The organism is Streptomyces piniterrae (genome assembly GCF_005048155.1).
In the GTDB taxonomy this organism is placed as follows: Bacteria; Actinomycetota; Actinomycetes; order Streptomycetales; family Streptomycetaceae; genus Streptomyces; species Streptomyces piniterrae.
In genome coordinates this window covers 702,947-729,118 of record NZ_SUMB01000002.1, presented here as the reverse complement: position 1 = coordinate 729,118, position 26,172 = coordinate 702,947, and the positions used below count along the sequence as shown (strand labels likewise).

At 70.3% G+C, this 26,172-nt stretch carries 23 protein-coding genes; 14 read left to right on the top strand and 9 right to left on the bottom strand.

Annotated features, from left to right (window positions below; all coding sequences use genetic code 11):
- Positions 1 to 137 precede the first annotated feature (137 nt).
- A complete protein-coding gene (locus tag FCH28_RS07550) occupies positions 138 to 1,010 on the top strand; it encodes an NAD(P)H-binding protein (protein ID WP_136738896.1) in 873 nt (290 codons plus the stop codon).
- Positions 1,011 to 1,023: 13 nt separating this feature from the next.
- Here the strand turns inward: FCH28_RS07550 and FCH28_RS07545 are convergent, their stop codons facing one another.
- From FCH28_RS07545 to FCH28_RS07535, 3 genes are all read right to left on the bottom strand, one after another.
- Positions 1,024 to 1,896 (bottom strand): haloalkane dehalogenase, encoded by an 873-nt coding sequence (locus tag FCH28_RS07545; protein WP_136738895.1) that lies wholly within the window; start codon positions 1,894 to 1,896, stop codon positions 1,024 to 1,026.
- Between the two features lie 106 nt (positions 1,897 to 2,002).
- On the bottom strand, positions 2,003 to 2,407 hold the full coding sequence (locus FCH28_RS07540; protein WP_136738894.1) for a pyridoxamine 5'-phosphate oxidase family protein: 405 nt from the start codon (positions 2,405 to 2,407) through the stop codon (positions 2,003 to 2,005).
- Positions 2,404 to 3,096: an NAD(P)-dependent oxidoreductase gene (locus tag FCH28_RS07535; protein WP_136739172.1), complete on the bottom strand. Its 693-nt coding sequence runs from the start codon at positions 3,094 to 3,096 to the stop codon at positions 2,404 to 2,406. The genes FCH28_RS07540 and FCH28_RS07535 overlap by 4 nt, the downstream gene beginning before the upstream one ends.
- A gap of 75 nt (positions 3,097 to 3,171) precedes the next feature.
- On the opposite strand from FCH28_RS07535, the gene FCH28_RS07530 reads away from it, so the two are divergent.
- Together FCH28_RS07530 and FCH28_RS07525 are read left to right on the top strand one after the other, a co-directional pair.
- Complete coding sequence (locus FCH28_RS07530) at positions 3,172 to 3,777, top strand: TetR/AcrR family transcriptional regulator (RefSeq protein ID WP_136738893.1); 606 nt, start codon at positions 3,172 to 3,174, stop codon at positions 3,775 to 3,777.
- A gap of 126 nt (positions 3,778 to 3,903) precedes the next feature.
- The gene (locus tag FCH28_RS07525) at positions 3,904 to 4,662 is read left to right on the top strand and encodes a PE-PPE domain-containing protein (protein WP_136738892.1); all 759 of its coding nucleotides are present in this window, start codon (positions 3,904 to 3,906) and stop codon (positions 4,660 to 4,662) included.
- Between the two features lie 44 nt (positions 4,663 to 4,706).
- Here FCH28_RS07525 and FCH28_RS07520 read toward each other — a convergent pair whose 3' ends face one another.
- The 3 genes from FCH28_RS07520 to FCH28_RS07510 form a co-directional block, all read right to left on the bottom strand.
- Positions 4,707 to 7,634 (bottom strand): AfsR/SARP family transcriptional regulator, encoded by a 2,928-nt coding sequence (locus FCH28_RS07520; protein WP_136738891.1) that lies wholly within the window; start codon positions 7,632 to 7,634, stop codon positions 4,707 to 4,709.
- 94 nt (positions 7,635 to 7,728) lie between these two features.
- Positions 7,729 to 9,138 (bottom strand): condensation domain-containing protein, encoded by a 1,410-nt coding sequence (locus FCH28_RS07515; protein ID WP_136738890.1) that lies wholly within the window; start codon positions 9,136 to 9,138, stop codon positions 7,729 to 7,731.
- Positions 9,135 to 10,529 carry a condensation domain-containing protein gene (locus FCH28_RS07510; protein ID WP_136738889.1) on the bottom strand — a complete coding sequence of 465 codons (1,395 nt, stop codon included), beginning with the start codon at positions 10,527 to 10,529 and terminating at the stop codon, positions 9,135 to 9,137. Before FCH28_RS07510 ends, FCH28_RS07515 begins: the two co-directional genes overlap by 4 nt.
- A gap of 503 nt (positions 10,530 to 11,032) precedes the next feature.
- Here FCH28_RS07510 and FCH28_RS07505 point away from each other — a divergent pair.
- Positions 11,033 to 11,995, top strand: a complete 963-nt coding sequence (locus tag FCH28_RS07505) for a beta-propeller fold lactonase family protein (protein ID WP_246102504.1) — start codon at positions 11,033 to 11,035, stop codon at positions 11,993 to 11,995.
- Between the two features lie 36 nt (positions 11,996 to 12,031).
- Here FCH28_RS07505 and FCH28_RS07500 read toward each other — a convergent pair whose 3' ends face one another.
- Entirely contained in the window at positions 12,032 to 12,532 is a 501-nt protein-coding gene (locus tag FCH28_RS07500) for a cupredoxin domain-containing protein (RefSeq protein WP_246102502.1), read from the bottom strand.
- Between the two features lie 200 nt (positions 12,533 to 12,732).
- Between FCH28_RS07500 and FCH28_RS07495 the strand changes: the two genes are divergently transcribed.
- Together FCH28_RS07495 and FCH28_RS07490 are read left to right on the top strand one after the other, a co-directional pair.
- Positions 12,733 to 13,317 (top strand): RNA polymerase sigma factor, encoded by a 585-nt coding sequence (locus tag FCH28_RS07495; protein WP_136739170.1) that lies wholly within the window; start codon positions 12,733 to 12,735, stop codon positions 13,315 to 13,317.
- Complete coding sequence (locus tag FCH28_RS07490; protein ID WP_136738887.1) at positions 13,310 to 14,056, top strand: zf-HC2 domain-containing protein; 747 nt, start codon at positions 13,310 to 13,312, stop codon at positions 14,054 to 14,056. Before FCH28_RS07495 ends, FCH28_RS07490 begins: the two co-directional genes overlap by 8 nt.
- A gap of 39 nt (positions 14,057 to 14,095) precedes the next feature.
- On the opposite strand, the gene FCH28_RS07485 is transcribed toward FCH28_RS07490, so the two are convergent.
- Together FCH28_RS07485 and FCH28_RS07480 are read right to left on the bottom strand one after the other, a co-directional pair.
- On the bottom strand, positions 14,096 to 15,022 hold the full coding sequence (locus FCH28_RS07485; RefSeq protein WP_136738886.1) for a serine/threonine-protein kinase: 927 nt from the start codon (positions 15,020 to 15,022) through the stop codon (positions 14,096 to 14,098).
- Positions 15,019 to 16,881 (bottom strand): ABC transporter ATP-binding protein, encoded by a 1,863-nt coding sequence (locus tag FCH28_RS07480; protein WP_136738885.1) that lies wholly within the window; start codon positions 16,879 to 16,881, stop codon positions 15,019 to 15,021. The genes FCH28_RS07485 and FCH28_RS07480 overlap by 4 nt, the downstream gene beginning before the upstream one ends.
- 484 nt (positions 16,882 to 17,365) lie before the next feature.
- Between FCH28_RS07480 and FCH28_RS37965 the strand changes: the two genes are divergently transcribed.
- The 8 genes from FCH28_RS37965 (at position 17,366) to FCH28_RS07445 (ending at position 26,166) form a co-directional block, all read left to right on the top strand.
- Complete coding sequence (locus FCH28_RS37965; RefSeq protein ID WP_169314080.1) at positions 17,366 to 17,521, top strand: hypothetical protein; 156 nt, start codon at positions 17,366 to 17,368, stop codon at positions 17,519 to 17,521.
- 184 nt (positions 17,522 to 17,705) lie between these two features.
- Positions 17,706 to 19,226 (top strand): hypothetical protein, encoded by a 1,521-nt coding sequence (locus FCH28_RS07475; protein ID WP_136738884.1) that lies wholly within the window; start codon positions 17,706 to 17,708, stop codon positions 19,224 to 19,226.
- A gap of 59 nt (positions 19,227 to 19,285) precedes the next feature.
- Complete coding sequence (locus tag FCH28_RS07470; protein WP_136738883.1) at positions 19,286 to 20,578, top strand: AAA family ATPase; 1,293 nt, start codon at positions 19,286 to 19,288, stop codon at positions 20,576 to 20,578.
- A gap of 29 nt (positions 20,579 to 20,607) precedes the next feature.
- Positions 20,608 to 21,879 (top strand): vWA domain-containing protein, encoded by a 1,272-nt coding sequence (locus FCH28_RS07465; RefSeq protein WP_136739169.1) that lies wholly within the window; start codon positions 20,608 to 20,610, stop codon positions 21,877 to 21,879.
- Positions 21,880 to 21,929: 50 nt separating this feature from the next.
- On the top strand, positions 21,930 to 22,346 hold the full coding sequence (locus tag FCH28_RS07460; RefSeq protein ID WP_136738882.1) for a winged helix-turn-helix transcriptional regulator: 417 nt from the start codon (positions 21,930 to 21,932) through the stop codon (positions 22,344 to 22,346).
- 225 nt (positions 22,347 to 22,571) lie between these two features.
- Entirely contained in the window at positions 22,572 to 23,936 is a 1,365-nt protein-coding gene (locus tag FCH28_RS07455; RefSeq protein WP_136738881.1) for an MFS transporter, read from the top strand.
- Between the two features lie 146 nt (positions 23,937 to 24,082).
- Entirely contained in the window at positions 24,083 to 24,784 is a 702-nt protein-coding gene (locus FCH28_RS07450; protein WP_136738880.1) for a response regulator transcription factor, read from the top strand.
- On the top strand, positions 24,781 to 26,166 hold the full coding sequence (locus FCH28_RS07445) for a sensor histidine kinase (RefSeq protein ID WP_136738879.1): 1,386 nt from the start codon (positions 24,781 to 24,783) through the stop codon (positions 26,164 to 26,166). The genes FCH28_RS07450 and FCH28_RS07445 overlap by 4 nt, the downstream gene beginning before the upstream one ends.
- Positions 26,167 to 26,172: the final 6 nt, after the last annotated feature.

Genomic DNA, 26,172 nt, shown 5'->3' with positions numbered 1-26,172 from the left:
GGCGAGCCATCACATCCAGGCGAGTCACCACTTGCAGTCGAGTCACCGTCCGCAGGCGAGTCACCGTCTGCAGGCGAGCCACCGTCTGCAGGCGAGCCACCGTCTGCAGGCGAGCCATTGAACGAGAGGAAGAAACTGTGCGGATCGCTGTCACCACCCCGACCGGCAACGTCGGCCGCCATGTCGTCGCCACGCTGGTCCGCGCCGGGGTCCGGCCGCGCGTCCTGCTGCGCGCCCCCCGCCGCCTGGCTCCCGACGTACGGGACGAGGTGTATGCCGTGCCGGTCGACCAATACGATGCCGACGCGGTGGTGGCCGCCACCGGCGACATTGACGCGCTGTTCTGGGTGGACCCGACCACGGGCAGTGCGGATCCCCTCGCCGACTGCGCCCGTGCCACCCGCAGCGTGGTACGTGCCGTCACCGAGAACCGGATCGGCCGCGTCGTTTTCCAGAGCAGCGTCGGCGCCGAGAAACGCCACGGTGCCGGCGAGATCGACGGTCTGGCACACACCGAGACCGCTTTGGACGGCACCGGCGTCGACGTCACCCATCTCCGCTGCGGCTACTTCTTCACCAACCTGGAACTTCAACTCGATGCGCTACGCGCCGGGACCCTCCAGGTGATCCTCCCGCTCGACCAGCCCATGGCCTGGGTGGCGCCTCGCGACATCGCCGAGGTCGCCGTCACCCGTCTGCTCTCTCCGGCCTGGTCCGGACGGTGCGTGCAGGCGGTTCATGGGCCCGCCGACCTCACCTGGCGACAGGTCGGCGAGACCCTCACCGCTGCTACGGGTCGGCAGATCAGCGTCGAGCGGATCACCGACGACGCCATGCGCACCCGGCTTCAGCAGGCGGGCATGGCCGACAGCCTGGTCGAGGCGGTGCTCGGAATGTCGACCGGACTGCGCGAGAACTTCGTCCCCGAACAGCGCCGCACCCTCCGGACCACCACCCCGACCACCCTCGCCGCCTGGGCCTACGACCATCTCCGGCACCAGATGGCGTAGGCGTCGTCAGCGCCTACTGGCGCGCCAGTCCATGGCGGTCGGCCCAGGCGTTGATCGCCGCGGCCAGTTCCTCGGGACGGTCCTCCGGGGTGTGGTGGCCGGCGAGGCCGTGGCGGGAGATCTCCAGTGCCGCGATGTTCTCCTCGCACCAGTCCACGGCCCTCTGGTCGGTCATGGCGCCAGGGCCCGGCTCGAACGCGGCCAGCAGCTTGGGCACTTCGGGGCTGGCGGCCAGCCAGGCATCGTAGTGCTCGACGCGGGCCACGACATCGGCGGGCTCGGCGTCCAGCGGCATCATGCGCGTCCACGCCAGCACCGGGCGGCGGCTCTCCGGGGTCGGGAAAGGGCGGCGGTAGACGTCCAGGTCGGCGGGGTCGAGCGGGGTGGCGAGCGTGTCCGGGAGCCCCTCGATGAACAGCGACTTCTCCAGGATCATGGCCTCGCCCACGCCGGGGGTGCGCAGCAGGGTGAACAACTCCCTTCCCGCCGCGGGGAATTCGTCACCGTAAAGCGGCTTGATGATTGTTTCGGTGAAGGCAACGCTGCGGACGCGGCCCGGGAGGCGGGCGGCCCGGTCGAAGGCGAGGGCGCCGCCCCAGTCGTGGCCGACGAGGACGGCCTCGTCGAGGCCGAGGGCGTCGAACCAGGCGTCGAGGTAGCGGGCGTGGTCGTCGAAGGAATAGGCGAGGTCGGGTTTGCCGGAGTCGCCCATGCCGATCAGGTCGGGGGCGAGTAGGCGGCGGCCGGGCGCGGCCACGCCCGGCAGGACGTTCCGCCACAGGTGGGAGGAGGTGGGGTTGCCGTGCAGGAAGACGAACGGCAGCCCGTCGGGGTCGCCTGACTCACGGTGGTGGAGGGTGGAGTCGAGGACCGGAGTGGTGGGCATCGCGGTGTCACATCGCTTTCGGTACGGGATGGAGATTCGGTATGGGGATGCAGGTTCGGTACGGGGATCCAGATGCGGTGCGGGGATCCAGACTCGTTACGGGGAGTCAGAGGTTGAGGCTCAGGACGCGGTCGACGGTGATTTCGAGGACGACCAGGTCCGGCGGGGCGGGCGGCGCCACCCGGTAGCGGCCGGTGTAGCGGCGGACGGCCTCGGCCAGGCGCTCGGGGTCGTCGCTGATCACGGCCGAACCCTCCACGGTGATCCAGCGGAAGCCGTCCGCCTGGCAGAGCGCGACGCGGGCCGCCGGGCCCCCGGACGCCACGTTCCGGGCCTTGCGGGCTCCGGCCCGGGTGGTCACCCGTGCCAGGCCCGAGGCCGGATCGAAGGTGAAGCGGACGGGGGTGACATGCGGGGTGCCGTCGGGGCGGAGGGTGGTGAGGGTGGCCGTGTGGGGGCGGGCCAGGAATGCCCTTGCGGCGGCGGCGAGTTCGGTGCGCGCCCGGCTCACTTCTTCTTCACGCCCTCGTTCCAGATCAGCTTGGCGATGTTCGGTTTCACGGCCGTGGTGATGACGCCCATGGCCGTACGGACATATCGCTGCTCGGCCATCTCGTGCAGCATGCTCGCGGCGAGGTCGGTACGGGCGGTGAAGACGCCGTCGGCGCTGTCCTCGGCGGTGTGGTAGGTCGTGACGGCGGAGTGGTCGAAGAGGCCCGAGGGCCGGACGAGGGTCCAGTCGAGGTCCGTACGACGGATCACGGCCTCCATACGGCGCATGTCCTCGTGGAGGGTACGGCCGAGGCGTCGGTTCACCAGCGGGTCGAGTACGTGGTTGAAGAAGTGGGCGCCGGAGGGGCGCCAGTTCGGGTCGGCGATGCTGGAGCTGACGGTGAGCAGGCGCTTGATGCCGTGGCGGGCCATGGCCCCGGTGATGGCCGTGGCGCTCGCCGAGTAGGTGGTGATGGTCTCCTTGCTGAAGCGCGCGCCCAGCGCGGACAGGACGGCGTCCGTGCCGCCGATCGTGGCGTCGACGTCCTCCGGATCGGTGGCGTCGGCGACGGCTACGGTGAGGCCGGGCCGTGCGGGGATCGAGCGGGGTCGGCGGGTCACGGCGACGACCTCGTGGCCGGTGGCGAGGGCCTGGTCGGTGAGCTGACGGCCGGTCGGTCCGTTGGCGCCGAAGACGGCGATACGCATGGTGTCGGTCATCCCTTCGTGTGGTTCCCGGAATGCCCTTGACTGTGCCGATCATGAATCGCAGGCTCAACGCTGATGAATAACGCCGCCCCTGCCCCCGCCCGCCCCCGAGGCCGCCCCCGAGGCAACCCGCAGACCCGCGAGTCCATCGTCTCCGCGGCCCATGCGCTGTTCCTGGAGCACGGCTACCGGCGCACCACCCTGCGCGCGGTGGCCAGGGCCGCCGGGGTCGATCCGGCGCTGATCGCGTACCACTTCGGGTCGAAGAAGGGCCTGTTCGCGGACGTGATGCAGTTCCAGTGCGCGAACGCGCTGACGGTGGACGCTGTTCTCGGCGGCGATCCGGCCACCCTCCCCGACCGGCTGATCGACGCGGTGACGGGCCTGTGGGAGGACGCGGACTTCCGGCAGCTGACCACCCGGGGCGAGGAGGCCGCCGAGGTGATCCGCGAATACCTGGAACGCGAGCTGCTGACCCGGCTTGTTGAATTTCTCGGCGGCCGGGGCGCGACCGCCCGCGCCACGGCAGTGGTGACGATCCTCGGCGGCCTCATCTACACCCGCTACCTCAATCCCCTCCCCACCCCGGCCGCCCTCACTCCGTCCGAGACCCGCCGCGTCCTCACGCCGGCGCTGCGCGCGGCACTGGGGCCTGTACGACGGGTCGGGACCAGGCCCTGATCCCCCCCGCCACCAGCGCATTCATCGCTTTGTGAGCGCGATATCAACGGCCGTGGCTAGCTTCGTCGCCGTCAAGTGCACGCATGTCCCACCATGCGTGCCTCAACGCGAGGGGATCCCAGGGCAATGTCGAGACCCAGCAGGCTCAAGCGGGCGGTCACCGCTGTGGCCATGACGGCGGCCATGGTGGCCGCTGCCGCCGTCGCACCCACCGTCGCGCACGCCGATTCCGTGCACCACTACTACATCGAGATCGGCGGCACGGGCGCCGCGGCGTCGGCGCCCGATTGCAGCATCACCTTCGGGTACGCGAACCAGCACCTCGACGGTGGTATCCCGGTTCCGGTCTGCTATCCGGCGAGCGCCGGGCCATGGCTGAACGGTCAGAACGTCCCGGACCTGAACGCACCGAGCTTCGACGCCAGCGTGAAGGAGGGGTACGAGCGTCTGTTGGCCGCCGCGGAGGACACCTACCGCCGCGACCCGGGCGCCAAGTTCACCATCGTCGGCTACTCGCAAGGTGCGCAGGCGGCCGACCATGTGCTCCAGAAGATCGCCAACAACGAGACCAGCATTCCGCGCGAGCAGGTGAACGGCATGCTCTACGCCGACCCCATGCAGCCCGGTACCGGTATCTGGGCCCGTACGCCGAAGGGCCTGAGCGCGCTGGGGTTCACCTCCACCGGCGCGGGCCCGGAGAAGTTCCCCGGTGTTCCGGTGGCGCGGTTCTGCATCCGCACCGACGCGGTCTGCGACGCGACATCGCTCCAGTCGGTCGGCGGCTTCTTCGCCCAGCACCCGGCCTATCCGAAGGAGGGCGGCATCATGGCCCGCACCATCGGCCACGACGGCGATGACGGGGTCTTCTGGTACGACGCGTCCTGATCTGACAGCAGGCACCGCCGCGCCCCGCGGGGGTGGGGGTGGCGCTATCGGCCCGGCCGGCGATGCACGGCCGGGCCGTTGCCGTCGTTCTCGGGTCGGGCGATGGCAAGTTCGAAGTGGTCGCGGGCCCGGGTGATGTCCTCCACCGCAGCGCTGCTCCAGCCGAGCAGGTTGCGGATCTCGATCTTCATTCTGGAGCTGCTGCGTTCGCTGATCACTGTGCGTGCCCGGCGGCGGAGTTCGAGCGCCGTGTCCAGGTTGCCCAGGCGTTCCTGGGCAGTGCCCAGTCTGCCGAGGACAGCCGCGTACAGCGGGACGTCCCCGATGCGCTCGGCGATTTCGGCGGACTTGCCGAGCACGTCGGCCGCGGCGTCGTGCCGGCCGCTGTCGAGTTGGAGCGCCCCCATGCGGAACAGTGTCTTGCCCAGTGCCCGGGGGCTTTCGATCTTCTCGGCGAGGATGATCGCTGTCGCGTAGCAGTTGTGCGCGTCCTCGTGCTCTCCCAGTTGGTGGTGGATGGCGCCGACGTTGGCCAGGTAGAGCACGTTGAGCCAGTCGTCGTCCACCCCCTGGATCAGCTCTGCCGCTTGGCCGAAGTGGCCCGCGGCGTCGGTCGTTTGCCCCACCACATTGGCGAAGATCCCGAGGCAGCCCAAGGCGCGAGCCTGCTCAAGACGGTCTCCGGCACGGCGGCTGAGCTTCAGGGCGTCTTCCAGCCAGGTGTGTGCCTGTGCGTAGTGGCCCTGCATTCCGTGTGAAATGCCCAGGCAGGTGCGCAGTGTGGAGACCATCCGCCGGTCGGTGGCCTGTTCCACCAGGGGCAGGGCGATCTCGATGGCGGTACGGCACTCGTGGTACCGGCCCTGCCGGGTGAGGTAGTCGCAGAGGGCCTCGGCGATCCAGCAGGCCTCGTCCAGGTGGCCCGCGGCAGCCGCGTGGCCCACCACGTCGACCAGCTCACTGCCCGCCGCATCCAGCCAGGCCGACGCCTCCGCCCAGCCGGCGAAGGGCGCGTCGCCCGGCTGCGGACCGGTCGGGAAGGCGGTGCGGCTCCAGTCGCTCGCCCGGCGGGCGGCGACGACGTACAGCCGGAACACGCCGGCCCGGGAGGTGGCGACTTCGTCGGGGTAGGCGCCCGCGACGCGCCGCGCGTAGACCGCCACCAGGTCGTGCATCCGGTAGCGGTCGGCGGCCACCTGCTGTACGAGGCTCGTATCGGCCAGGCTGTCCAGGGCGCGTTGGGCTTCGGACGGTGTCCGGTCGAGCATGGCGGCCAGCGTCAGCCGGTCGAGCTCGACGGTCGGCGACAGGCCCAGTGCGCGGAACGCACGGCGCTCGGCAGCCGGCAGCTGGTCGTAGGAGACCTGGAAGGCCGCCTCCACGCTGCGGTCCTCCACGGTGAGCTCGCCGAGCCGACGCTCGTCGTCCGCCAGCCGGGCCGCCATGCGTTCCACCGCCCAGAGCGGACGGTTCTGGATCCGGGCTCCGACGATGCGCAGGGCCAGCGGCAGTTGATCGCACAGGCGGGCCAGTTCGCGCACCGCCGCCCGCTCGTCGTCGGACCCCTCACCACCCACGATGCGGGTCAGCAGGCCCACCGCCTGGTCGATGTCGAGCGGCGCCAGCGAGATCCTGCGGTCGACGTCCAGGCCGGGCAGACGCTGACGGCTCGTCACCAACACCATGCTGCCGGCACCGGCGGGCAGCAGCGGGCGCACCTGCTCGGCACCCGAAACGTCGTCGAGGACCAGCAGCAGCCGAAGCGATGCGGTCGCGGTCCTCCAGGACGCGGCCAACTCGTCCAGATCCTCCGACTCGTCGCCTTCATCGGCGCCGACCGCCCGCAGCAACCGGCGCAACACGCGCTGTGCCACCGCCGTTTCCCGGCCCTCGCGGTGTCCGTGCAGGTCGACGAAGAGGCAGCCGTCCGGGCACTGCTCCAGCAGCGCCCGTGCCGCGCGCACCGCCAGCGCGGTCTTGCCGACCCCCGCCATGCCGTCCACCGCGCGGACCGTCACCACCTGGTCATCGGCCGGTGCGAGGAGGAGTTCGAGCTCGCGGTCCCGGCCGGTGAAGTTGCCGACGTCGGCCGGCAGTTCATTGCGTACCCGGCGCTTCCGGCGTGCGGCCGCGGGCCGCTGATCCGTCGGCCGGTGCGGTCGTACGGCGGAGCCGAGCAGGAACGCGTCATCGCCACGAAGCACCGCCTCGTGCACCCGTCGCAGTTCGCTGCCCGGTTCCGCCCCCTGCTCCCGCACCAGACGACCGCGTACCTCGGCGAAGACGTCCAGCGCATCGGACTGCCGGTCGCCGAGGTAGAGGGCGCGCATCAACAGGGCGGCCAGTGCCTCGTGGTAGGGGTGGGTCGCGGTCAGAGCGGACAGTTCGCCCAGCGCCTCGATGTGCCGGCCCAGCCGGAGCTGACACGCCAGCTTGTCCTGCGCCAACGCGAGCCGGCGTTCCGTCAGCCGGAGCCGCTCCCCCTGTGCGAACGGGCCGGGGATTCCGGCCAGGGGATCACCTCGGAACAGCTCCAGCGCCGTGGACCAGGCGTCGACCGCGGCGTCCAGGTCGCCGGATTCCCTCGCCGAACGGGCTTCGGCGACGGTCTCCTCCAATCGCGCCACGTCCACCCGAACGTTCCGTGGGACGAAGCGATATCCACCGCGATCGGTGACGATCAAGGAGTCGCCCGTGGCCTCTCCCCCGGCGCCCAGCCGTCTGCGCAGCTGGTGCACATAGACCGGAATCACCTTGGCACCCGTGCCGGGCTGCTCCGAACCCCATACCCCGTCGAGGAGTTGTTGCCGGCTTACGGTCCTGTTCGGTCGCAGCAACAAGGAAGCCAGCAAGGCCTGTTGGCGAACCGGACCGAGCTCCAGCTGCTCGTCGTCGCGCCATGCCTGGAGCGGACCGAGCACAGTGAATCGGAGCTGGTGAACTCCCTTGGACAGCGCCCCCGTTGACGACACGCAGAGGAGTATATGGCCGCACCAGGGGCATGCGGCCGGTTTCCACTTGTCCGTCGAAACCTGGTCCGCCGAGACATGGCCCGCCGCGGCCCGGTTACCCGGACGGCGGCCAGTCTCCCGTCCGCGCGACCGTACGGAGCACCCGGCGCAGATGGGTCAGGAAGCGGGGCACGTTCCGCCGGGCGTCGGGCGTGTCCGGGTAGCGGGTCTTGAGATAGGTGCGGTCCCACAGCCGGTTGATCCACAGATGCACCTCCCTGCTGGTGGCAGGGCCCTCCAGACCGTTGCAGTTCGCGGCGGTCCAGTCGCGTGAGCCCGGCACGTGCCGGCCGTCCAGGTAGGAAACCATGGGGTAGGCGGCGGCGGTGTCGGACTGCACGGTGTCGGCCAGGTCGGCCGCCAGCTCCATGACTCTCATCGGTGTCACCCCGACGAGGTCCTTCGCTGCCACGATCGCCTGCTGCGCTCCGATGGCGGCCTTCCCGAAGCCGTCCGTGGCCGGGAACTCGACCGGTACGAGATTGACGAGCCACCCCTGGGTGCGCTGCCAACGCCGCTCGGTCCGGGTGTGGATGACGCTCAGCCCCCGGTAGTCCTCGACACCGCCGAGCTCGTGTCCGGTGATGGCGAGCGCGGCGAGCATCCCCGCCATGGCTCCTGCTCCCCGGCGCTTGCAGGCCGCCGCGAACGCCTCCGCCTCCGTCGCGTCGAACAGATCCATTTCGAAGGGGACTCCGGGGTAGCTGACACCTGGCTCCGTGCCGAGGTCCAACGGGAACCCGGGGGCGGGCCCGGCACGGTAGAAGTCCGCCCAGCGGCGCACGCCCGGGTCGTCGGGCCCGATCAGCGCGGTGCGTTGCCGGTCCAGGGTGCAGTAGTCGACATAGCTGCCGGCGGCCGGCAAGTGTGCCTCGCCGCCGCTGAGTTCCGCCTCGTACAGAGCGCGCAGCTCAGGGAAGACCAGTGTCGCGGAGTATCCGTCGGAGTGGGTGTGATCGACGCCGAACCAGACGGTCGACGCGTTGTCCTCCTCCCTCAGCACCGCACCCGCCACGAACGACGGCCAGCGCAGGGGGTGCGTACCCGAAGTGAAGCGCGTCAGGAGTTGCTCCCGGAGCGCTGCGCCGGAGTCGTACGTCCCGCACGGGACGGGTTCCAGGGCGAAGGTGTCCGCCGGTACGGCGTGCCTGATCAGCCGGTCGTCGTCCAGCGTGAACCAGGTGAGCAGCGTCGGATGGCGCCGTGCCCACTTGGCGAGGGCCCTCGCCATGGCGGCGCTGTCGAGTCTGCCGGGCACGTCGAAGACGACGCCGACCCAGGGCGAGTGGGTTCTGCCGGCGGCCTGGTTGGCCAGGATCCGGCGGATGTGGTTCTCCTGCAGATGTGAGGGCGGGGCCGGGTGCACGGGCGCCGCGGCCGCGGCGGCCACGGCAGCGCCGACGGCCCGGAACTCGACCAGTTCGCCGGGGCGAGGCATGTAGTCGGCTATCTCCATCATTCTCATGCGGCTGCCTCCTCCTGGTCGTCGGCGACGACGTTCACCATGGCCCGGCGGATGGTGTCGACGTAGCGCGGGATGGTCTCCCTGCCGCGTTCCGTGTTCGGGTATCGGAAGCTCACATAGGTCCCCTCGTGCGAGCGGTTGATCCACAGATAGACCTCGTACGGATGGATGCGGCGGCTGCGCACCATGGCGGCCTTCCACTCGGCCCACTGCCGGGCTCCGGGGACGTGCCGGAAGTCCATGTACGAGACCACGAACCGTGGTTCCAGCGGCACTCCGAGCAGTTCGGTGACCCTGGTGATGGGTACCTCCGCCATCGGCCGGGCCGCCTTGAGCGCTGTCATGGCACGCCCCACCAACGCGGCGAAGTCGTCCTCGGCGCGCACGGTGAACCGAAGCGGCGCCAGACCCACATACCACCCCACCGACCATGCCCACCGCGCCTGGTTGCGGGTGTGAAACGGCATGAGGGCACTGAACTGCCCCTGCTCCGTGGTGAGTTCGGTCTTCTTCTCGCCCGCGCCGGCCAGGCAGGCCAGCAATCCGGCGCAGAAACTCCCGCCGGCCTGTCGGCAGGAGACTTCGAAGGCGGTCGTCTGCGCCGCGTCGAGCAGCCACTCCAGGCCGTTGAGCTGGGGGAAGCAGGATGCGTCGTCCCCGCCGACCGGTGTGGGGAAGGCCGGCAGTTCACCGCCGGCCGCCGTCATGAACTCCCGCCACCGGACGACCGTTTCGTGATCGCTGCCCACCTGCACGGCCGCTCGGCGCTCGTACGCGGCGAAGTCCAGGTAGCTGCCGACGTCGTCGAGGTCGGGCCGCACCCCGTGCAGCGCGGCCGCGTACAGCTGACGGATCTCGTACGCGGCGAGAGCCAGCGAGTAGCCGTCCACGTTGGAGTGGTCGAAGCCCAGGTAGAGCGTGCTGGAGTCGGCGTGTGTCACGGTGGCGAAGAGGTACGAGGGCCAGGCCAGCGGGTCCGTTTCGCCGTCGAACAGCGCCTCGATACGGCGGGACAGCGCGTCACCGGTGAGATGGCCGCCGACCACGGTCCGCCGGATGGCCACCGCTCCCGGTTCCAGCGTGGCCCGGCGCAGGTGGGGCCCGTAGGGCAGGAGGCGGCTGCGCAGCGACTCGTGCCGGTCGATCCACGCCAGCAGTGCGGTCTCCAGGGCCCGGGTGTTCAGGGCTCCCGGGAGTTCGAAGGTGGTGGCGATCCAGGACGGTGCGGCAGGGGACGTCGCCGGCCGACGGGTGAGATGCGCTTCCTGGACGTAGGACGGGGGCCGCGCATCGGGTAACCAGGACGACTCGCGACCTTCGCCGGGCACCGGGCGCCAGATGCTCAACTGCCCTGGCCGGACCCTCAGTTCGGGTATGTCGGTGAATTCCATGTGCTGGTGCTTCCTTGCATTCCGGTAGCCGCCGTCGCGGCATCACTTGGCGCGCGCTGCGTCACGGCTGCGAGAAAAGTCCGGGCAGTCGCCCGGGACAGGTGCAGCCTGGCGAGGGCCAATGAAAGGGCGATGAAAACGCACTCAAGGGGCATGGCCATACGGGTCGGCACAAGGGGCCACCGGGGCGGCGCGGACCGCTCGGCGGTGGCCCGGCCGGCCGCCGACTGCCGGTGGCCGGCCAGGTGGATGCCCGCAGCAACGACCCAGGGACGATTCACTCGCCCGGGGTACCGACGAGGGCTGGCTGGCCGGTAGCACGCCGCGGGATCCCAAGATCCCTGATCTTGTGGAGCCACAATGATCACTACTGATCCAGGAGAGCCATGCATCGATTCCCCCTGGCCGGCGCCCCTCCCGGCAAGGCACGTTGCCAGTACGGTCCGAGCACACCGCCACGGTCCCGCCGTAGGCGTCGCCTCGCTTGGAGCGCGGCCACCGCCATGCTGCTGGCCTGGTTACTTGTCGCGGCGGGCACTCCGGCGACCCCGACGACCCGGCAGCTGGGCCACTACCCCCTGCGGGTCAGCGCCTACGTGGCCAACAGCGGCTCGACGACCGTCTCGGCCTATGACACCCGGTTGGAACGCCGGATCGGTGCCGTCCAAGTGGGCCGCGGCCCGACCGGCGTAGGAGCGGCTCCGGACGGTGACGAGGTCTATGTCGCCAACGGCCGAGCCGACACCGTCTCCTTCATCGACACCGCCTCCCGGCTGGTGACGGACACCGTACGGGTCGGGCACCGGCCCTTCGCGGCGATGCCGACCCGCGACGGCGACCGTGTGCTGGTGGCCAACTTCGGCGCGGACACGGTCTCGGTCATCAACGTCCAGGATCCCGACCCGCATGTGGTCGACACCGTGCCGGTGGGGCGGCTGCCGCACAGCATCACCACGGTGCCGGACGGACGCGCGTATGTGACCGACAACGGCGATGGTGCGGTCACCGTGCTCGACCCGCATTCGCATGCGATCCGCGAGATCGAGGTGGGAGACTTCCCCAGCGGGATCAGCTCGCTGCCCGACGGCCACCGGGTGTACGTCTCCAACACCGGATCCGGCACGGTGTCGGTCATCGACACCAGCAAGGACGCCGTGGTGGCTACTCTGCCGGGCGGCCACGCGCCGCTGGGAAACGCGGTCAGCCCCGACGGCAGGCGCCTTTACGTCGCCGATTCGGCCAAGGACTGCCTGCTGATCATCGACATTCCCACCCGCCACGTCATCGCCCACGTTCATGTCGGCGTCCAGCCGCAGGGCGTCGCCGTCACCCCTGACGGTCGGCGGGTGTGGGTCACCAACGAACAATCCGACACCGTGTCCGTCATCGATCCCTTCGCACCCGAGGTCCGCGACACCCTGCCCACCGGACACGAGCCCGAAGGCATCGCCATCACTCCGCGATGAACCCGACATGCCCCATGCCCCATCAGCCGACCACCTTCAGTAACCACCGCCGTTCTTTGTGCCGTTGCTCGTCGACCCGCCACCGTCCCCGGCAGTGATCTTCGTCTGCATGCCCAGGTCCTTGTGCCCGTCCACGGGGCAGTACACCTTGTACGTGCCCGGCTTCAGGGTCACGTCGAGGCTCGCGGACTCCCCCGGCTTCAGTGCCCGGGTGCGCTGCTCGCCGCCGGGGCCCTCGATCTCCAGTGCATGCACATGCTGACCGCTGTTCCTGGCGGTGAAGTCGTAGTGTCCGGCGGTGAAGGTCTTCTTCGACAGCGTGATGTGGAAGTCGGCCAGCGTGACGTCGACCTTCGTCACCGCCGGCCGACCACTGGCCTTCGGCTTCTCGGCCGATCCGTCGTGTTGCGCCGTCCCGCCGCCGGTCGACGCCCCGCCGCCGCAGGCGGCGAGCACACCGGTGAGTACCCCGGCCGTCAGTCCCATCACGATCCGGGTTCGGGTCCGGGTCCGGGTCCGGGCAGTTGTCCTTGGCATCTCGGCCTCCGAAGCGCTCTGTCCCATGTGGAGCTCGAATAGCTCGCATAACTCATACGGCTCGTACGACTCGCACGGCTCGTACGGGATACGGAGCGCCGAGCCGCATGGATTGGGCGGTGGGACCGGAGGAGAATAGGGAGGTGAGCTCTCGCCGTCGCCAGGCAATCCGCTGGCCGGGACGGTCCGTATATATGGGTATGCAGGCGTTTGGGTTCCCAGTGGGCCGCCTCCCGGACGAAGCTCTGCTGTCCGGTCTGGCCACCGGTGACCCGGAACTCGCGGTGACCTTCGTACGAAGGTTCCAGCACAGGGTCTTCGGTGTCGCCCTCGCCGTCCTCGGCGATACACAGCTCGCCGAGGACATCGCGCAGCAGACGTTCGAGCGAGCTTGGCGGCACGCGCAGGTCTACGACTCCCGGCGAGGCTCGGTGGCGACCTGGCTGACGACCATCGCGCACAACCTCGCCATCGACGCCATGCGCTCGCGCCGGCCGGAGCCGGTGGCACCCGAAGACCTCGACGCGCTCCTCGGTGTGGTGAGCGAGACCCCGGAGGAGCATGCGCTCGCCGACGAAGCGTCGTCCACACTCCGGGCGGCCGTGGCACAACTGCCGCGCGAACAGGGCCGTGCCCTGGTGATGGCGGGCATCTACGGAATGACGGCTCAGCAGATCGCCGACTGGGAGCAGGTCCCGCTGGGCACGGCCAAGACGCGCATCAGGACGGCGATGGGCAAACTGCGGACCACGCTCACGTCTCCGAAGCGAGGCGACCATGGCTAAGGACGTGACCTGCGAAAAGCTGATGGAGATCGGCGCCGAGCTGGCTCTGGGAGTGCTGCCGGGGCGCGAGCGGGCGGAGGCCGTCGCGCATCTGGACCGCTGCGCGGAGTGCCGGGAGTACGTGGGGCAGCTGACGCTTGTCGGCGATGGGCTGCTCGGCCTGCTGCCGGACCGCGAGCCCCCGGTCGGGTTCGAGACCCGGGTGGCTCGGTCACTGGCCCAGTCCGCGGCGGCACGCGACGGCCGTCGGCACCCGAGCGGGCCCGGTCGCGCGCGCAAGCGGTCCCGTGGGCGGGTACGGCTGAAGGTCGCCTCCGCCTTCGCCGCCTTCGCGCTGGCCTTCGGGTTCGGTGGCTGGGCCGTCGGCACGGCGATCGAGAACCTGGCGTCCCCCTCGCGGTCCGTCGTGGTCGGTTCGGGCCTGCTGCGCGGCGATCTGACGGTGGCCGGTACCGATCGGCAGGCGGGCGGTGAGGTCTTCGTCCATACCGAATCACCGGCCTGGATGTACATGTCCGTCGACCTCGACGAGGCCGGGATCTCCTACAGCGGGAAGGTCACCTGCGTGCTGGAGCGTACGAACGGCACCACCGTGCGAGTCGGGACGTTCGCGCTCCACGACGGCTACGGCTACTGGGGAGCCCCGGTGCCGGTCGACCCGTCCACCATCTCGGGCGCTCGCCTGACCTCCGCCGACGGCACTCTCCTCGCCACCGCACACTTCGAAACGGCACGGTAGTCCGGGAACCCGCGACCGTCACTCGGGAACGCCCAACCGTCACGCAGGTGCCACATGGCGCCGCTGCCATGGCAGGATCGCGTCGAGGGCGGCGGCGAGTTCCCGGACCGTGGGCCGGGCCGCCGGATCGGGCCGCAGACAGCCGTCGATGGCCGCCGCGAGATCACGCGGGAGGCGCCGGCGCGACCCGACCGGTGGCGCACTCTCCTCCAGCTGCGGATACCAGTCGTCCCGGCCGGTCGGGTCATCGCCGGTGGTGACGTCGCCGCTCCCCGTCCCCTCCCCCGTCTCGTCCACCACCTCACCGCAGTCGAACGGCGGGTCTCCGGTGGCGACCTCGTACAACGTGACACCGATGCCCCACACATCGGCCGCGGCCGTCAGCATTCCACCGCGCGCCTGCTCAGGAGCGAGATAGCAGAACGTACCGACGCCCGCCGGAGCGATACCGGGCGGCCGCGCGACGCTGAGGTCCAGCACCTTGGCGTGCCCGCAGTCGACCACGACGTTGGACGGCTTGAGGTCGAGGTGCAGCAGGCCCTGCCCATGGAGGTAGTGGATCGCGGAGCACAGGTGCACACCGAGCAGGGCGATGTCCTCGGCGGACGGGCGGCGCCGCAATCGGTCGATGAGGTGGGACACCGTCTCGCCAGTCAGTGTTTCCAGCACGACGAGCGGCTCGGGCGACTCGAAGGTCTCGTACGCACGGACCAAGTGCGGATGGGTGAAGGCCCGCAGCCAGCGGCCCTCACGCAGCAGCTGCGCGCGCAGCCGTTCCTCGTGGCGGCGGTCGGGGCGTAGGACCTTGACCACGCACCGGCAGTCCCGTTCCTCGCTCCAGGCGTCGTACAGGTCGAGCCAGCCGGTCCGCGCCAGGTGCACCAGGACCTCGTAGCCCGGCACGGGTCGGGTTCCGGGCGCCAGGGGTGCGGCCGGCGGTGCGGGCGGTGCGATGGTTCGGCTCATGACAGCACCTTCCCCATGGGTGGCGTGCCGACAGGCGTGGGAGCTGTCGCCGCGGTCAGGCGGTGCAGCCGGGCGTAGGCCCCACCGTGCGCGAGCAGTTCTTCGTGTGTGCCGCACTCGATGACCCGGCCGTGGTCGAGCACCACGATGCAGGTGGCGTCGCGGACGGTGAGCAGGTTGTGCGAGATGACGATGGTGGTGCGGCCGGCCATGAGACGGCGCAGCGGTTCCATGATCCGCCGACCGGACTGGGCGTCCAGCCCCGTGGTCGGTTCGTCGAGCAGGAGTATGGGCGCGTCCCTGATCATCGCGCGGGCGATGGCGAGTCGCTGGCGCTGCCCGCCCGACAGCATCCGGCCACGCTGGCCCACCATGGTGTCGTAGCCCTCAGGCAGCAGCCGGATGAACTCGTCCGCATCGGCGGCGCGGGCCGCGGCGACGATGTCCGCCTCGGTCGCCTCCGGGCGGCCGTAGGCGATGTTCTCCCGCACGGTGCCGTGGAAGACCAGCGTCTCCTGGAGTACCACCGCGACGCTCTCGCGCAGCTCCGACAGCCGCAGGTCCCTCAGGTCGACACCGTCGAGGCGGACCGCGCCCCGATCCGGGTCGTAGAAGCGCAGTTGCAGCTTGGCGGCCGTGGATTTGCCGGCGCCGCTCGCCCCGACCAGGGCCAGTGTCCCGCCGGGCGCCGCGTGGAACGAGACTCCGGACAGTGCCCACCGGGATGTGCCCGGATAGCGGAAGGAGACACCGTCGAACTCCACATCGCCGCGGGCGCGCCCGATCCGCCGGGCGCCGGTGGCCTCGACGACCTGGGGGCGCTGGTCCAGCAACTCGATGATGCGCTCGGCGGAGGCGGACGCCGCGTAGAAGGTGTTGCTGAGGCGGGACAGATCGCGCAGCGGACTGTAGAGCTTGCTGATGAGCGCGAGGAAGACCAGCAGACCGCCCAGCGTGAGCTGGCCCTGCGCCAGCTTCCACGTCCCGAAGGCCATGACGGCCAGTGCGCCGCTCACCTCGACGACCTCGACGATCGGCCCGTAGACGGCACGGATCCGGGCCGACGTCATCGCCGCCCGGAACTTGCCCACACTCTCGCGTTCGAAGCGGCGCTGCTCCCAGCCCTGCCGGTTGTACGCCTGGACCAGTGCGACATTGCCGAGTGACTCCTCGGCGATCGCGCTGATCGAGCCGCTGCGGCGTCTGCGCTCCCGTGAGGCGTCCTTGATCAGCCGGGAGAAGTGGCGGGCCGCCCTCCAGAACAGCGGCACGATGACGAGTGCGAGGAGGGTCAGGTCCCACTGCAGGTAGAAGAGCAGGCCGAGGAACACGCCCACCTGGATCAGGTAGTAGAGGGCGTTCGCCACGCCTGAGAGCAGGAACGTCTCCACCGCGTCGACATCGCCCGTGACCCGCGACAGCACGTCCCCCAGCCGGCGCCGTTCGAAGAACCCGAGCGAGAGACTCTGGACATGCCGGAACACATCCGCCCGCAGGGCCAGCAGGAACCGCTCGCTGACCCAGGTGGACAGCACGTCGTCGGCGAACCCCAGCACGCCGGATCCGACGACGAGCCCCAGGTAGGCCAGGGCGATCCACAGGAACGGGCTCAGATCGCGCGGCGCGAGCACATCGTCCACCACGAGCTTGAACAGCCAGATCTCGGCACCGTCGAGCACGGGCCCGATCACGCTGAAGCAGAGGAGGAGAACCATCCAGCGCCGACCACCGCGCGTGTAAGGCCAGAAACGCCGGAAAACCGCACGCAGGGGCACCGGTGGGGCGGCGGCGACGATGGCGTCGGGATCCTCGCCCACCGAGAGCAGACGCCGCAGGACATGCCGCGGGACACGCACCATGGGCATGCATTCCTCAGAGATCGCGGCCCAGCGGGCCGGAACTCCGGGCTCCGGCCCGCTCAGCCGTCATACACGGTTACCAGCGGCCGTGAGAGGTACGGCGACGACGACGGCGGCGCCGACGACGACGGCGACGGTCACTGGTGTCACTGCCGCTTGAGGTGAAGAAGTCCTTCCTGTGGTGCCTGTGTTTCGCGGGAATAAGGTGATGGAAAATCGCCATGAGCTTCCCTCCTGAACCCATCCCCCCGTGTGGAGATACGTCTGAGAGCGGCTAATGGATGGCGCTTCCGCGAAATTCTTCCGATGGGCCTGCGGTCCCCCGCACTCTTCCCTCACCCTCTGCATCACCCGAGTGACTGTGCGTTTGCGCAGGTGGAGTGAGGGAAACCCTCCTGGCGGTCGCTCCGCTAGCCCCGGGGCCTCTCAACCGAAACCACATGCCGTGCGTACTGGCGCAGTGCGCACGCAGCGAGAGGACTCAATGAAGCACATTCGCCGTTCCTTCACCGTCCTGGCAACCGCCGTTCTGCTCTCCCTGGGAAGCGTCGCCCTCGCCGCACCGGCCCAGCCCTTCAACGAAGGTCCGGAAATCAACGCCGGCATCATTCCCGCACTGGGGGGACTCCCCGCCCTGTAGTCGGCGATCGCCTGACGGTTGGTCACCTCGGCGTCTTCCCTCCTCCCACCGTGAGTCTCATCGCTTCACGATGTGGCGCACAACGGGGGCCCTGGCACATCCAGGCGAGGATGGTTATGATCACACCGATGACGACTCCTTCTGTTGTGAGATTGGGGGCCCCGTCCGCGCAAGGTGAGTGCTGATGCTCACTCAGACCGCGACTGGGGATTCCCGCTATTCCTTCTGGCTGCGCGTGCGCGAGTTCGCCGTGCCGCCCTCCATGATCGAGACTGCGACCGCCCGCCGATGTGCCGGGGACTGGGCGGGGGCATGTGCCGCCGCAGGCATCGATATCGACTTCAATCTGCGTTCCGTGGCGCGTAGCCACGGCCAGGAACTGGCAGCGCAAGTCCGGGCCGATCTCCGCCATTTGGCTCCTGATCTGTTGCGCTGGCACATGCCGAGGATCGCTCCTGACGGGCTGCTGCGCCCGGGTCTTACCCTCTCGCTGGCTCGGTACGACGCTCCAGGGCGTGATGGCACATGCGCGGTACACCTCGTGGCCCGGACTCCGCCGGCTTGGGCGGATGCCGGTCAGCGGATCAGCCTCGCGCTGTGGGACGGATCCCACTCCGAGGCCGGCGACCGCCGCCATCCGCATCCCCGCCCCAACCGGCGGTTCCGCCTCGACCTGCACCGCCACTTGTGGGACGTACGCAGGACCGATGAACTGCGGATCCGGTCCGGGGCCGATCGGCCGGCCGAAGACAACGGCGGTTTTTTGACGGACCCGGAACTGCCGGTGGACCCAAAACTGCCGACGGACCCGGAACTGCCAGTGGACCCAGAGGTGTTGGGGATGGTGCCGCCGGGGCGTCGCTGTGCCGTTGACCGTTGGGCCGCCGAAGCGCGCATTCTGCTCCGCGCCGAGGGACGGTCCGAGGGCACTTTCCTCGTACGGTTCGGGGCCCGGCATCGGCTGGTGCTGGACCTGGTCGCGGACAACGACGGTGTGGGGCCGCCCGCGTTGCGGCTCTCGGCGGCGTCCGCGGATGGCGTTGTCTCCGCGCTGCCCGCGCTGCCCGTACTGCCCGACGCGGCGACCTGGGTGCTGCCCGATCTGGAACTGCTCCGCACTGGTTCGATCGAGGTCGATCGGCTGCACCCGCTGGTCGCCTCGGCACTCGTCCCGAACCACTCACCGGACCATTCACAGGACCACTCGCCAGAGCACTCACCGGACCACTCACCGGCCGGCTCGCCCCGGATTGCGGATCGGGCAGGACAACCACACCTCGTGGAGTGCCGGGGAGCTCGGCATCGGATCGGCCTGGTGAACGGCGTACTGGCCCCGCTGGATCACGACCCGGCCGAGATCCGGCGGGAGGAACTGCTGGCCGCTCTGACCGGAACTCCAGTGCCCTGCCTACAGGCGATCGACGAAGCGCACCGCCATCCGGAGTGCCTCACCGACGTACGTGAACGCCTGGACCATGGCGACACAGCCGGTGCGTTGGCCGTCGTCGAGGGTCTGTTGGGCCCCGACGCGCTGCTGCGCAACGGTGCGCTCCGGGACGAGTTGGAGGCGGCCGCGCAGCGGCGCATCACCTACGGACTGTTCAGAGCGGGCCTGATCGGACCTGCGCCCGGCCGCATCGTCCACCCTGACCGTCGCCGCCCCCGTGACCGCCGCTCACGCCCACGCCGCGCCACCTTCAGCTGACCGGGGCTCCTCCCCCGCAACCCACTTCACTTTCCCCACCAACCCACAGGTGATCAAACATGCCCACATGCACTCCGTCCGCCCCGGCCGACACCGCCTCCGCCCCGGCCACCGCCTCCCAACTCGACGTCGCCGACGAGTTGTTGACCCTGCTGAGCGACGCCACCACGGAACCGCGCCCCGACACCCAACTGGAGGCGCTGACGCTGGCGGTGGCCGCCGACCTGCCCGTGCTCCTGTGGGGTGAGCCGGGAATCGGCAAGACCGCGGCACTGACACAACTCTCCGCGGCCCTGGACCTTCCGCTGACCACGGTGATCGCCAGTGTGCACGAACCGTCCGACTTCTCGGGGCTGCCGATCGTCGGAGACGATCCAGCGGAACACGGTGTCCCGATGGCCCCGCCGGACTGGGCGGTGCGACTCGTACGAGCCGGCCGGGGGCTGCTGTTCCTCGACGAACTGTCCACGGCACCGCCGGCCGTGCAGGCCGCCCTGCTCCGCCTGGTGCTGGAGCGACGGATCGGCGCCCTGCAACTGCCGCCCGGGGTCCGGATCGTGGCCGCCGCCAACCCGCGCTCCTCGGCAGCCGACGGCTGGGAGCTGAGTCCGCCGCTGGCCAACCGGTTCGTTCACCTTCAGTGGGCCCATGACCACGACGTCGTCGTACGTGGTCTGGGTGGGACCTGGCCGCGGGCGACCCTGCCTCGGCTCGCCCCGGAGAAGTTGCCGGAGGCCGTGGACTTCGCCCGCCGCGCGGTGTGCGGGCTCCTCGGCGCCCGCCCCAAACTCGTGCATCAACTGCCCAGCAGCGAAGCCCGCCGGGGCGGTGCCTGGCCGTCCCCCCGCAGCTGGGAGATGACCCTGCGCCTGATCGCCTTCGCGACCGCGGCGGGCTCCTCCCGGGACGTACTTTCCCTGCTGGTCAGAGGCACGGTGGGAGACGGTCCCGGGCTGGAGCTGCTGGCGAGCCTGGACCGGATGGATCTCCCGGACCCCGAGGTGCTGCTCGCCGACCCGGCGGGTGCCGACCTGCCCGAGCGCGGGGATCTGCGCCAGGCCGTGCTGGACGGTGTGGTGGAGGCCGTCCGCAAGCGCCCCGAGAGGCCCCGGTGGGACGCGGCGTGGGCGATTCTGGTCCGGGCGGTGGAGACCGGAGCCCCCGACCTGGTGGTCGTGCCCGCGAACACTCTCGCCAGCCTGCGTCGTGCGGACTGGGACGTTCCGGCATCGATCGAGCGGCTCGCCGGAGTGGTGTCGCTGTCCCGGCGGGCGGACGACGCGGCGGCCCGGACCTCGGTCACCGCGAAGGCCGGTCAGGGCACGAGGGCCGGACAGAAGGTGGGCCGATGACCACGGACACCGATGGAGGTCCTCGCCCGATGACCGCGGACGCACCCGAGACGCCGACACTGGACCTCGACAAGCTCTTCGCCGCCCGGCTGCACGCCGCCCGGGTCCGGCCCTACCTGGCGACCGCGCTGTTCGCCCTGCACCCCGTGGAGTCGCAGCGGGTACGCACCATGGCCGTCGACCAGCACTGGCGGTGCTACGTCTCGCCGACGTTCGTGGACCAGATGCCGGTGGAGGAACTGGCGGGCGTATGGGTCCACGAGGTGTCCCATCTGCTGCGCGACCATCACGGACGCAGTGACCGGGTCGCACGCGAGCGCGGGCTGACCGGCCCGGGGGAACGCCTGCGGATGAACATCGCCGCGGACTTCGAGATCAACGACGATGTGTTCGGGGACGGGCTGGCCCGGCCCGAAGGCGCTGTCGATCCGGAGTCCCTGGGGCTGCCCACGGGTGAGCTCATGGAGGACTATCTGCGCCAGTTCCGGCTCGGCCCGTATACGCAGAGCCTGGCCTGGCTGGACTGCGGCAGTGGCGCGGACGGACTGGAACGGGACTGGGACCTGGGGCCGGACGGCGCGCACGGCCTCAGCGAGCAGGAACGGGACGCGGTCCGGTTCCGGGTGGCGCAGGGCATCAACGGCCGCCCGGGGAACGCCCCGAAGGGGTGGCGGCGGTGGGCGGAGGAGGCGTTCCATCCGCCGCAGCCGTGGCGGGAGTTGCTGGGAGCGGCGGTCCGCTCGGCGGCCTCCGGCCCCGGTGCGGGCGAGGACTACTCCTACGGCCGGCCGTCGCGGCGCTCGGCCGGGGTGCCCGGGGTGGTGCTGCCGAGCCTGCGGCGCAGGCCGCCTCGGGTGTCCGTGGTCATCGACACGTCCGGGTCGGTCAGTGACACCGAACTGGGCAGCGCGATCCTCGAGGTCGCCGCGATCTCCCGTGCGGTGGGCGGCCGCCGCGACCTGGTCACCGTGTTGTCGTGCGACGCGGCGGCCAGGATCGCGGACCCGCTGTGCCGTGCCGAGGGCATACCGCTGATCGGCGGTGGGGGTACGGATCTCCGTACGGGCTTCGCCAGGGCGCTCCGAGCGCGGCCTGGACCGGATGTCATCGTGGTCCTGACGGACGGACAGACGCCCTGGCCGAGCAGACAACCAGCGTGCCGGACAGTGGTGGGCCTGTTCCCTCGGCAGTCCCGGTCGTGGAACGAGGACAACCCCGACTACATCCCGAACTCGCCTCCCGCCTGGGCACGAGTGGTGACCATCGGTTCGACTCCCCTCGGCTCGACTTCTGCGGGGTAGTTTCCTCGATATAGTGGTTTTCGGCAGGGAAGTGCCCTTGTCGGATCTCGATGATCGCGGGCCAGGAGCGGAAGGAGGCGGCCGTGGCCGACCCCGTGGAGCAGGCGTGCCCGATCAACCCGGTGGTGGACCTGGTGTTCAGCCGCTGGACCACTCCCATCCTGTGGGTCCTCGAACACCACGGCCGGCTGCGCTTCAACGAGCTGCAGCGGCACCTGCCGACCATCACCCCCAAAGTCCTCACCCAGCGCCTTCGCCAGCTCGAACGCGATGGCCTGGTCATCCGCACCTACCACGCCGAGATCCCGCCGCGGGTGGAGTACGAGATCAGCGGTCTGGGCCGCACCCTGTCGCCGCTCTTCCGTGCCATCACGGACTGGTCCGAGGCGCATCTCCCGGCAGTCTCCGCCGCCCGTCGCGCCTACGACGCCGCGCGCGAGGCGGAAGAAGCCTGGGCCGAGGGCTGAGCGGACAACCGGCAGGGGCTGCGCGGACAACCAGCGGGGGCTGCGCGGACAACCAGCGGGGCCTGACGCGGGTACCTGGCTCCCTCACACCCTTTCTTAACGGGATGTTAGATCTGCCCGAACGGCCTTGTTACGGCATCCTTACGCGCGCATGCTCTGGGCACGTCATCACCCCTCCGACCAGGGGTCTTCTCATCGGGAGCCGCCATGTCACCGTCCGCCAGCATGCGCGAAACACGACCCGACGGTGAGCGCGCGAAACGCCGTCTCGCCCTGATCGGTGGGTCGCTCGGAAATCTCGTCGAGTGGTACGACTGGTTCGTCTACGCCACCTTCGCGATCTACTTCGCCGACTCCTTCTTCCCCGGCGACAACCCGACCACGCAGCTGATGAACACGGCAGGCATCTTCGCCGTCGGCTTTCTGATGCGTCCGGTCGGTGGCTGGATCCTCGGACGTGCCGCCGACCGTCACGGGCGGAAGAGCGCGCTCACCCTCACCGTCGCCATGATGTCGCTGGCGGCCCTGCTCATCGCCGTCGCCCCCACTTACGGGCAGGCCGGCTACTTCGGCGCGCTGGTCCTGCTGCTGGCCCGGCTGTTGCAGGGGATGAGCATCGGCGGCGAATACGCTGCGAGCGCCACCTATCTGACCGAGGCGTCGGCCCGCGGGCGCCGGGGGCTGGGGTCGTCGATGCAGTACGTGTCGATGACCTGCGGCCAGCTGCTCGGTCTGGGCATCCTCATCACCATGCAGCACACCCTCAGCAAGGACGAGCTGGAGAGCTGGGGGTGGCGGATCCCGTTCGTGCTGGGCGCGCTCTTCGCGGTGGTCGTCTTCTGGCTGCGGCGACGTCTGCAGGAGACGGAGGCGTTCGCCGAGATGTCGGCGGGCGGTGGCCGGCGGGACGACTCGCGCGGCACGCTGAAGGCGCTGTGGCTGCACCGCCGTCAGGCGTTCCTGGTGATGGCGCTCACCCTCGGCGGCACGGTGGCCTACTACACGTACACCACGTATCTGACCAAGTACCTGATCGGCAGTGCGGGCATGGAGAAGTCCACCGCGACGCTGGTGAGTTTCACCTCGCTGACGGTCTTCGCCGTACTGCAGCCCTTCGCCGGGGCGCTGTCCGACCGTATAGGCCGCCGCCCGCTGCTGATCACCTTCGCGGTCGGCTGCACCGTCGGCACGTACCCGATCATGACCGCGCTGCGGTCCGCGTCGTCGTACTGGTCGGCGCTGAGCCTGTCACTGCTCGCCCTGGTGATCGTCACCGGTTACACCTCGATCAACGCGGCCGTGAAGGCGGAGCTGTTCCCCACCGGGGTCCGTGCCTTGGGCGTGGCACTGCCCTACTCGATCGCCAACGCGCTCTTCGGCGGTACGGCGGAGTATGTGGCGCTGTGGTTCAAGGACGCGGGCCACGAGAGCATGTTCTTCTGGTACGTGTCCGGGTGTGCGCTGGTCTCCCTGATCACGTACGTCCTGATGCCGGACACCCGCAACGTCGCGCTCAGCCGTGCCGAGGCCGAGGCCGAGGCCGGATCGGCCGTCGAGCCGGGCTCTCCCCTGCAAGAAGCCAAGAGCTGATCTTTCAGCGACTGCGGTTGCAGGCTGTGGCGCGGCGCCGACCGTGCCGCAGCCTGCGGGCACGTCCGCCTCTTCCGCAACGCCCGCCGATGGGATATGCCAGAAGGCACACCTGTCCCAGGTGACAGGGGGATGACAGGGGTCGCATGCATGCACTTCTCGTCGAGGACGACGACCGTATGGCCCACGCCCTCGTCACCGCTCTCGCTCAGCGCGGGCACACCGTCCGCAGGGTCGGCCGGGCCTCGGACGCGCTGCAGCATGCGCACGAGGCCGAGTTCGTGTTGCTCGACCTGGGGCTGCCCGACCTGGACGGACTTGAGCTGCTGCGCCGACTGCGCGCTGTCTGCGACGCGCCCCTGATCGTCGTCACGGCACGCTGCGGGGAGCGCGACATCGTGCAGGGGCTGCGCGCGGGCGCCGACGACTACGTGGTCAAGCCGTTCCGGACGGTCGAGCTGATGGCCCGTATCGACGCCGTACGCCGCCGCACGGACCCCTCCTCCGGCGGGAAGGACATCGGCGGAGGGGACACCGGCGGGCCGGTGCGCACCGGTGACGTCGAGATCGACCCGGCCGCCCGTACCGTCACGGTGGCGGGGGCCGAGGTACGGCTGACCCGCCGGGAGTACGACGTGCTGGCGTTCCTGGCCGCGCGGCCGGGCGAGGTGCACTCCCGCGAGGAAATCCTGGACCGCATCTGGGGCGATGTGTACCTGACCGCCTCGCGCTCGCTGGACGTCCATGTGGCGGGCGTCCGCGCCAAGACCGGCAGACCGGGCCTGATCCGTACGGTCCGTGGCTTCGGCTACCAGCTCGGCGCGGCAGACCAGGACGACGGCCCATGAGGCGCAGACTGCTGGCCGTGCTGATCGTGCTCATGGGAGCGGCGGTGCTGCTGCTCTCCGTGCCCTTGGCCGGCACTCTCGCGCAGAGCAGGACCGAGCGTCTGCTGCTCCAGCGGCGTGCCGACGCGGCGCGGTTCGCCGATCTCGCCGACCGGGTGCGCACCGCGACCGACCGCTCCGAGCTGTCCGCCGAAATCGGCCGGTACGCCGAGCTGTACGGGGCGGGTGTGCTGGTCGTGGACGCGGTGGGGCACCCGGTCGCGCGGGCCGGGCCGGGCGCCAGGGCGGCGGCCGCGGCCCTGGCGGTGGACGCCCGCAACCAGGCACTGACCGGCCGCCCGACGGCTCAGTTGCCGACGATCTGGCCCTGGGGCCCGTCCAGCGTGGTGCTGGCCGAACCGGTGGGCCAGGACGAGCGGGTGAGCGGAGCCGTTGTGCTGGCCGCGCCCACGGACGCGGCGCGGCGGGATGTGGCCGTCCGCTCGACGCTCATCGCGGTGGGCGCGATCGCCGCGTTCACCACGGCGGCGCTGGTCGCGGTGGGGATCACCCGTTGGCTGATGCGTCCGGTGCGTGACCTGGACCGGGCCGTGGAGGGCCTGGCCGCCGGCAGCCTGCAGGCGCGGGCCGCCTCCGATACCGGACCGCCCGAACTACGTCGTCTGCGGCGGCACTTCAACAGCATGGCGGAGGCCGTTGCCGACTCCCTCAGCCGTCAGCGTGACTTCGTCGCCGACGCCTCCCACCAGCTGCGCAACCCGCTGGCGACCCTCGTGCTCCAGTTGGAGAACATCGAGCCGCACCTTCGCCCCGGCCCCGGACAGGCAGAGTTCTCCCGCGCACTCGACGAGGCCGAACGGCTGGGGGAACTGCTCGACGGACTGCTCGCACTGGCCCGGGTGGAGTCCGGCACCGCCGAACTGGCCGACCAGGACGTGTCGGCGGCGGTACGGGAGCGGGTGACGGCCTGGGGCTCCGTCTTCCGCAAGGCCGGTATCGATCTGACGGAGGACGTCGGCGACGGCCTGCGCGTGCGGGTCCTGCCCGACGCGGTGGGCCGCGTACTGGACGCACTGCTCGACAACGCCGCCAAGTTCGTACCGCCGGGCGGCCGCGTCGAGGTGCGCGCCGCGCTCCGGGACGGTGACGTCGTCGTGTCCGTCGCCGACGACGGCCCCGGAGTGCCCGAGGAGCAACTGCCCACGCTGCTGAGGCGTTTCGTCCGCGGCGCCCAGCACCAGAACACGCCCGGCAGCGGGCTGGGGCTGGCCATCGCCGACGAGATCGCCCGTGTCAGCGGCGGCCGGCTCTCCGTCGGCCGCAACACTCCACGGGGCCTCGCGGTGGAACTGCTGCTGCCGGAGGGCAAGGAGCGGGCCTAGGGCGTG

What these genes read in the sequence shown, in the direction of transcription:
- FCH28_RS07525 (WP_136738892.1), top strand. Translation starts at nt 3,904, where the DNA reads ATGTCGAGACCCAGCAGGCTCAAGCGGGCGGTCACCGCTGTGGCCATG.
- FCH28_RS07485 (WP_136738886.1), bottom strand. Translation starts at nt 15,022, where the DNA reads ATGAGCCGAACCATCGCACCGCCCGCACCGCCGGCCGCACCCCTGGCG.
- FCH28_RS07445 (WP_136738879.1), top strand. Translation starts at nt 24,781, where the DNA reads ATGAGGCGCAGACTGCTGGCCGTGCTGATCGTGCTCATGGGAGCGGCG.
- FCH28_RS07470 (WP_136738883.1), top strand. Translation starts at nt 19,286, where the DNA reads ATGCCCACATGCACTCCGTCCGCCCCGGCCGACACCGCCTCCGCCCCG.
- FCH28_RS07465 (WP_136739169.1), top strand. Translation starts at nt 20,608, where the DNA reads ATGACCGCGGACGCACCCGAGACGCCGACACTGGACCTCGACAAGCTC.
- FCH28_RS07450 (WP_136738880.1), top strand. Translation starts at nt 24,083, where the DNA reads ATGCATGCACTTCTCGTCGAGGACGACGACCGTATGGCCCACGCCCTC.
- FCH28_RS07515 (WP_136738890.1), bottom strand. Translation starts at nt 9,138, where the DNA reads ATGAGAATGATGGAGATAGCCGACTACATGCCTCGCCCCGGCGAACTG.
- FCH28_RS07535 (WP_136739172.1), bottom strand. Translation starts at nt 3,096, where the DNA reads ATGCGTATCGCCGTCTTCGGCGCCAACGGACCGACCGGCCGTCAGCTC.
- FCH28_RS07500 (WP_246102502.1), bottom strand. Translation starts at nt 12,532, where the DNA reads ATGCCAAGGACAACTGCCCGGACCCGGACCCGGACCCGAACCCGGATC.
- FCH28_RS07475 (WP_136738884.1), top strand. Translation starts at nt 17,706, where the DNA reads ATGCTCACTCAGACCGCGACTGGGGATTCCCGCTATTCCTTCTGGCTG.
- FCH28_RS07480 (WP_136738885.1), bottom strand. Translation starts at nt 16,881, where the DNA reads ATGGTGCGTGTCCCGCGGCATGTCCTGCGGCGTCTGCTCTCGGTGGGC.
- FCH28_RS07545 (WP_136738895.1), bottom strand. Translation starts at nt 1,896, where the DNA reads ATGCCCACCACTCCGGTCCTCGACTCCACCCTCCACCACCGTGAGTCA.
- FCH28_RS07490 (WP_136738887.1), top strand. Translation starts at nt 13,310, where the DNA reads ATGGCTAAGGACGTGACCTGCGAAAAGCTGATGGAGATCGGCGCCGAG.
- FCH28_RS07455 (WP_136738881.1), top strand. Translation starts at nt 22,572, where the DNA reads ATGCGCGAAACACGACCCGACGGTGAGCGCGCGAAACGCCGTCTCGCC.
- FCH28_RS37965 (WP_169314080.1), top strand. Translation starts at nt 17,366, where the DNA reads ATGAAGCACATTCGCCGTTCCTTCACCGTCCTGGCAACCGCCGTTCTG.
- FCH28_RS07510 (WP_136738889.1), bottom strand. Translation starts at nt 10,529, where the DNA reads ATGGAATTCACCGACATACCCGAACTGAGGGTCCGGCCAGGGCAGTTG.
- FCH28_RS07495 (WP_136739170.1), top strand. Translation starts at nt 12,733, where the DNA reads ATGCAGGCGTTTGGGTTCCCAGTGGGCCGCCTCCCGGACGAAGCTCTG.
- FCH28_RS07460 (WP_136738882.1), top strand. Translation starts at nt 21,930, where the DNA reads ATGATCGCGGGCCAGGAGCGGAAGGAGGCGGCCGTGGCCGACCCCGTG.
- FCH28_RS07505 (WP_246102504.1), top strand. Translation starts at nt 11,033, where the DNA reads ATGCTGCTGGCCTGGTTACTTGTCGCGGCGGGCACTCCGGCGACCCCG.
- FCH28_RS07530 (WP_136738893.1), top strand. Translation starts at nt 3,172, where the DNA reads ATGAATAACGCCGCCCCTGCCCCCGCCCGCCCCCGAGGCCGCCCCCGA.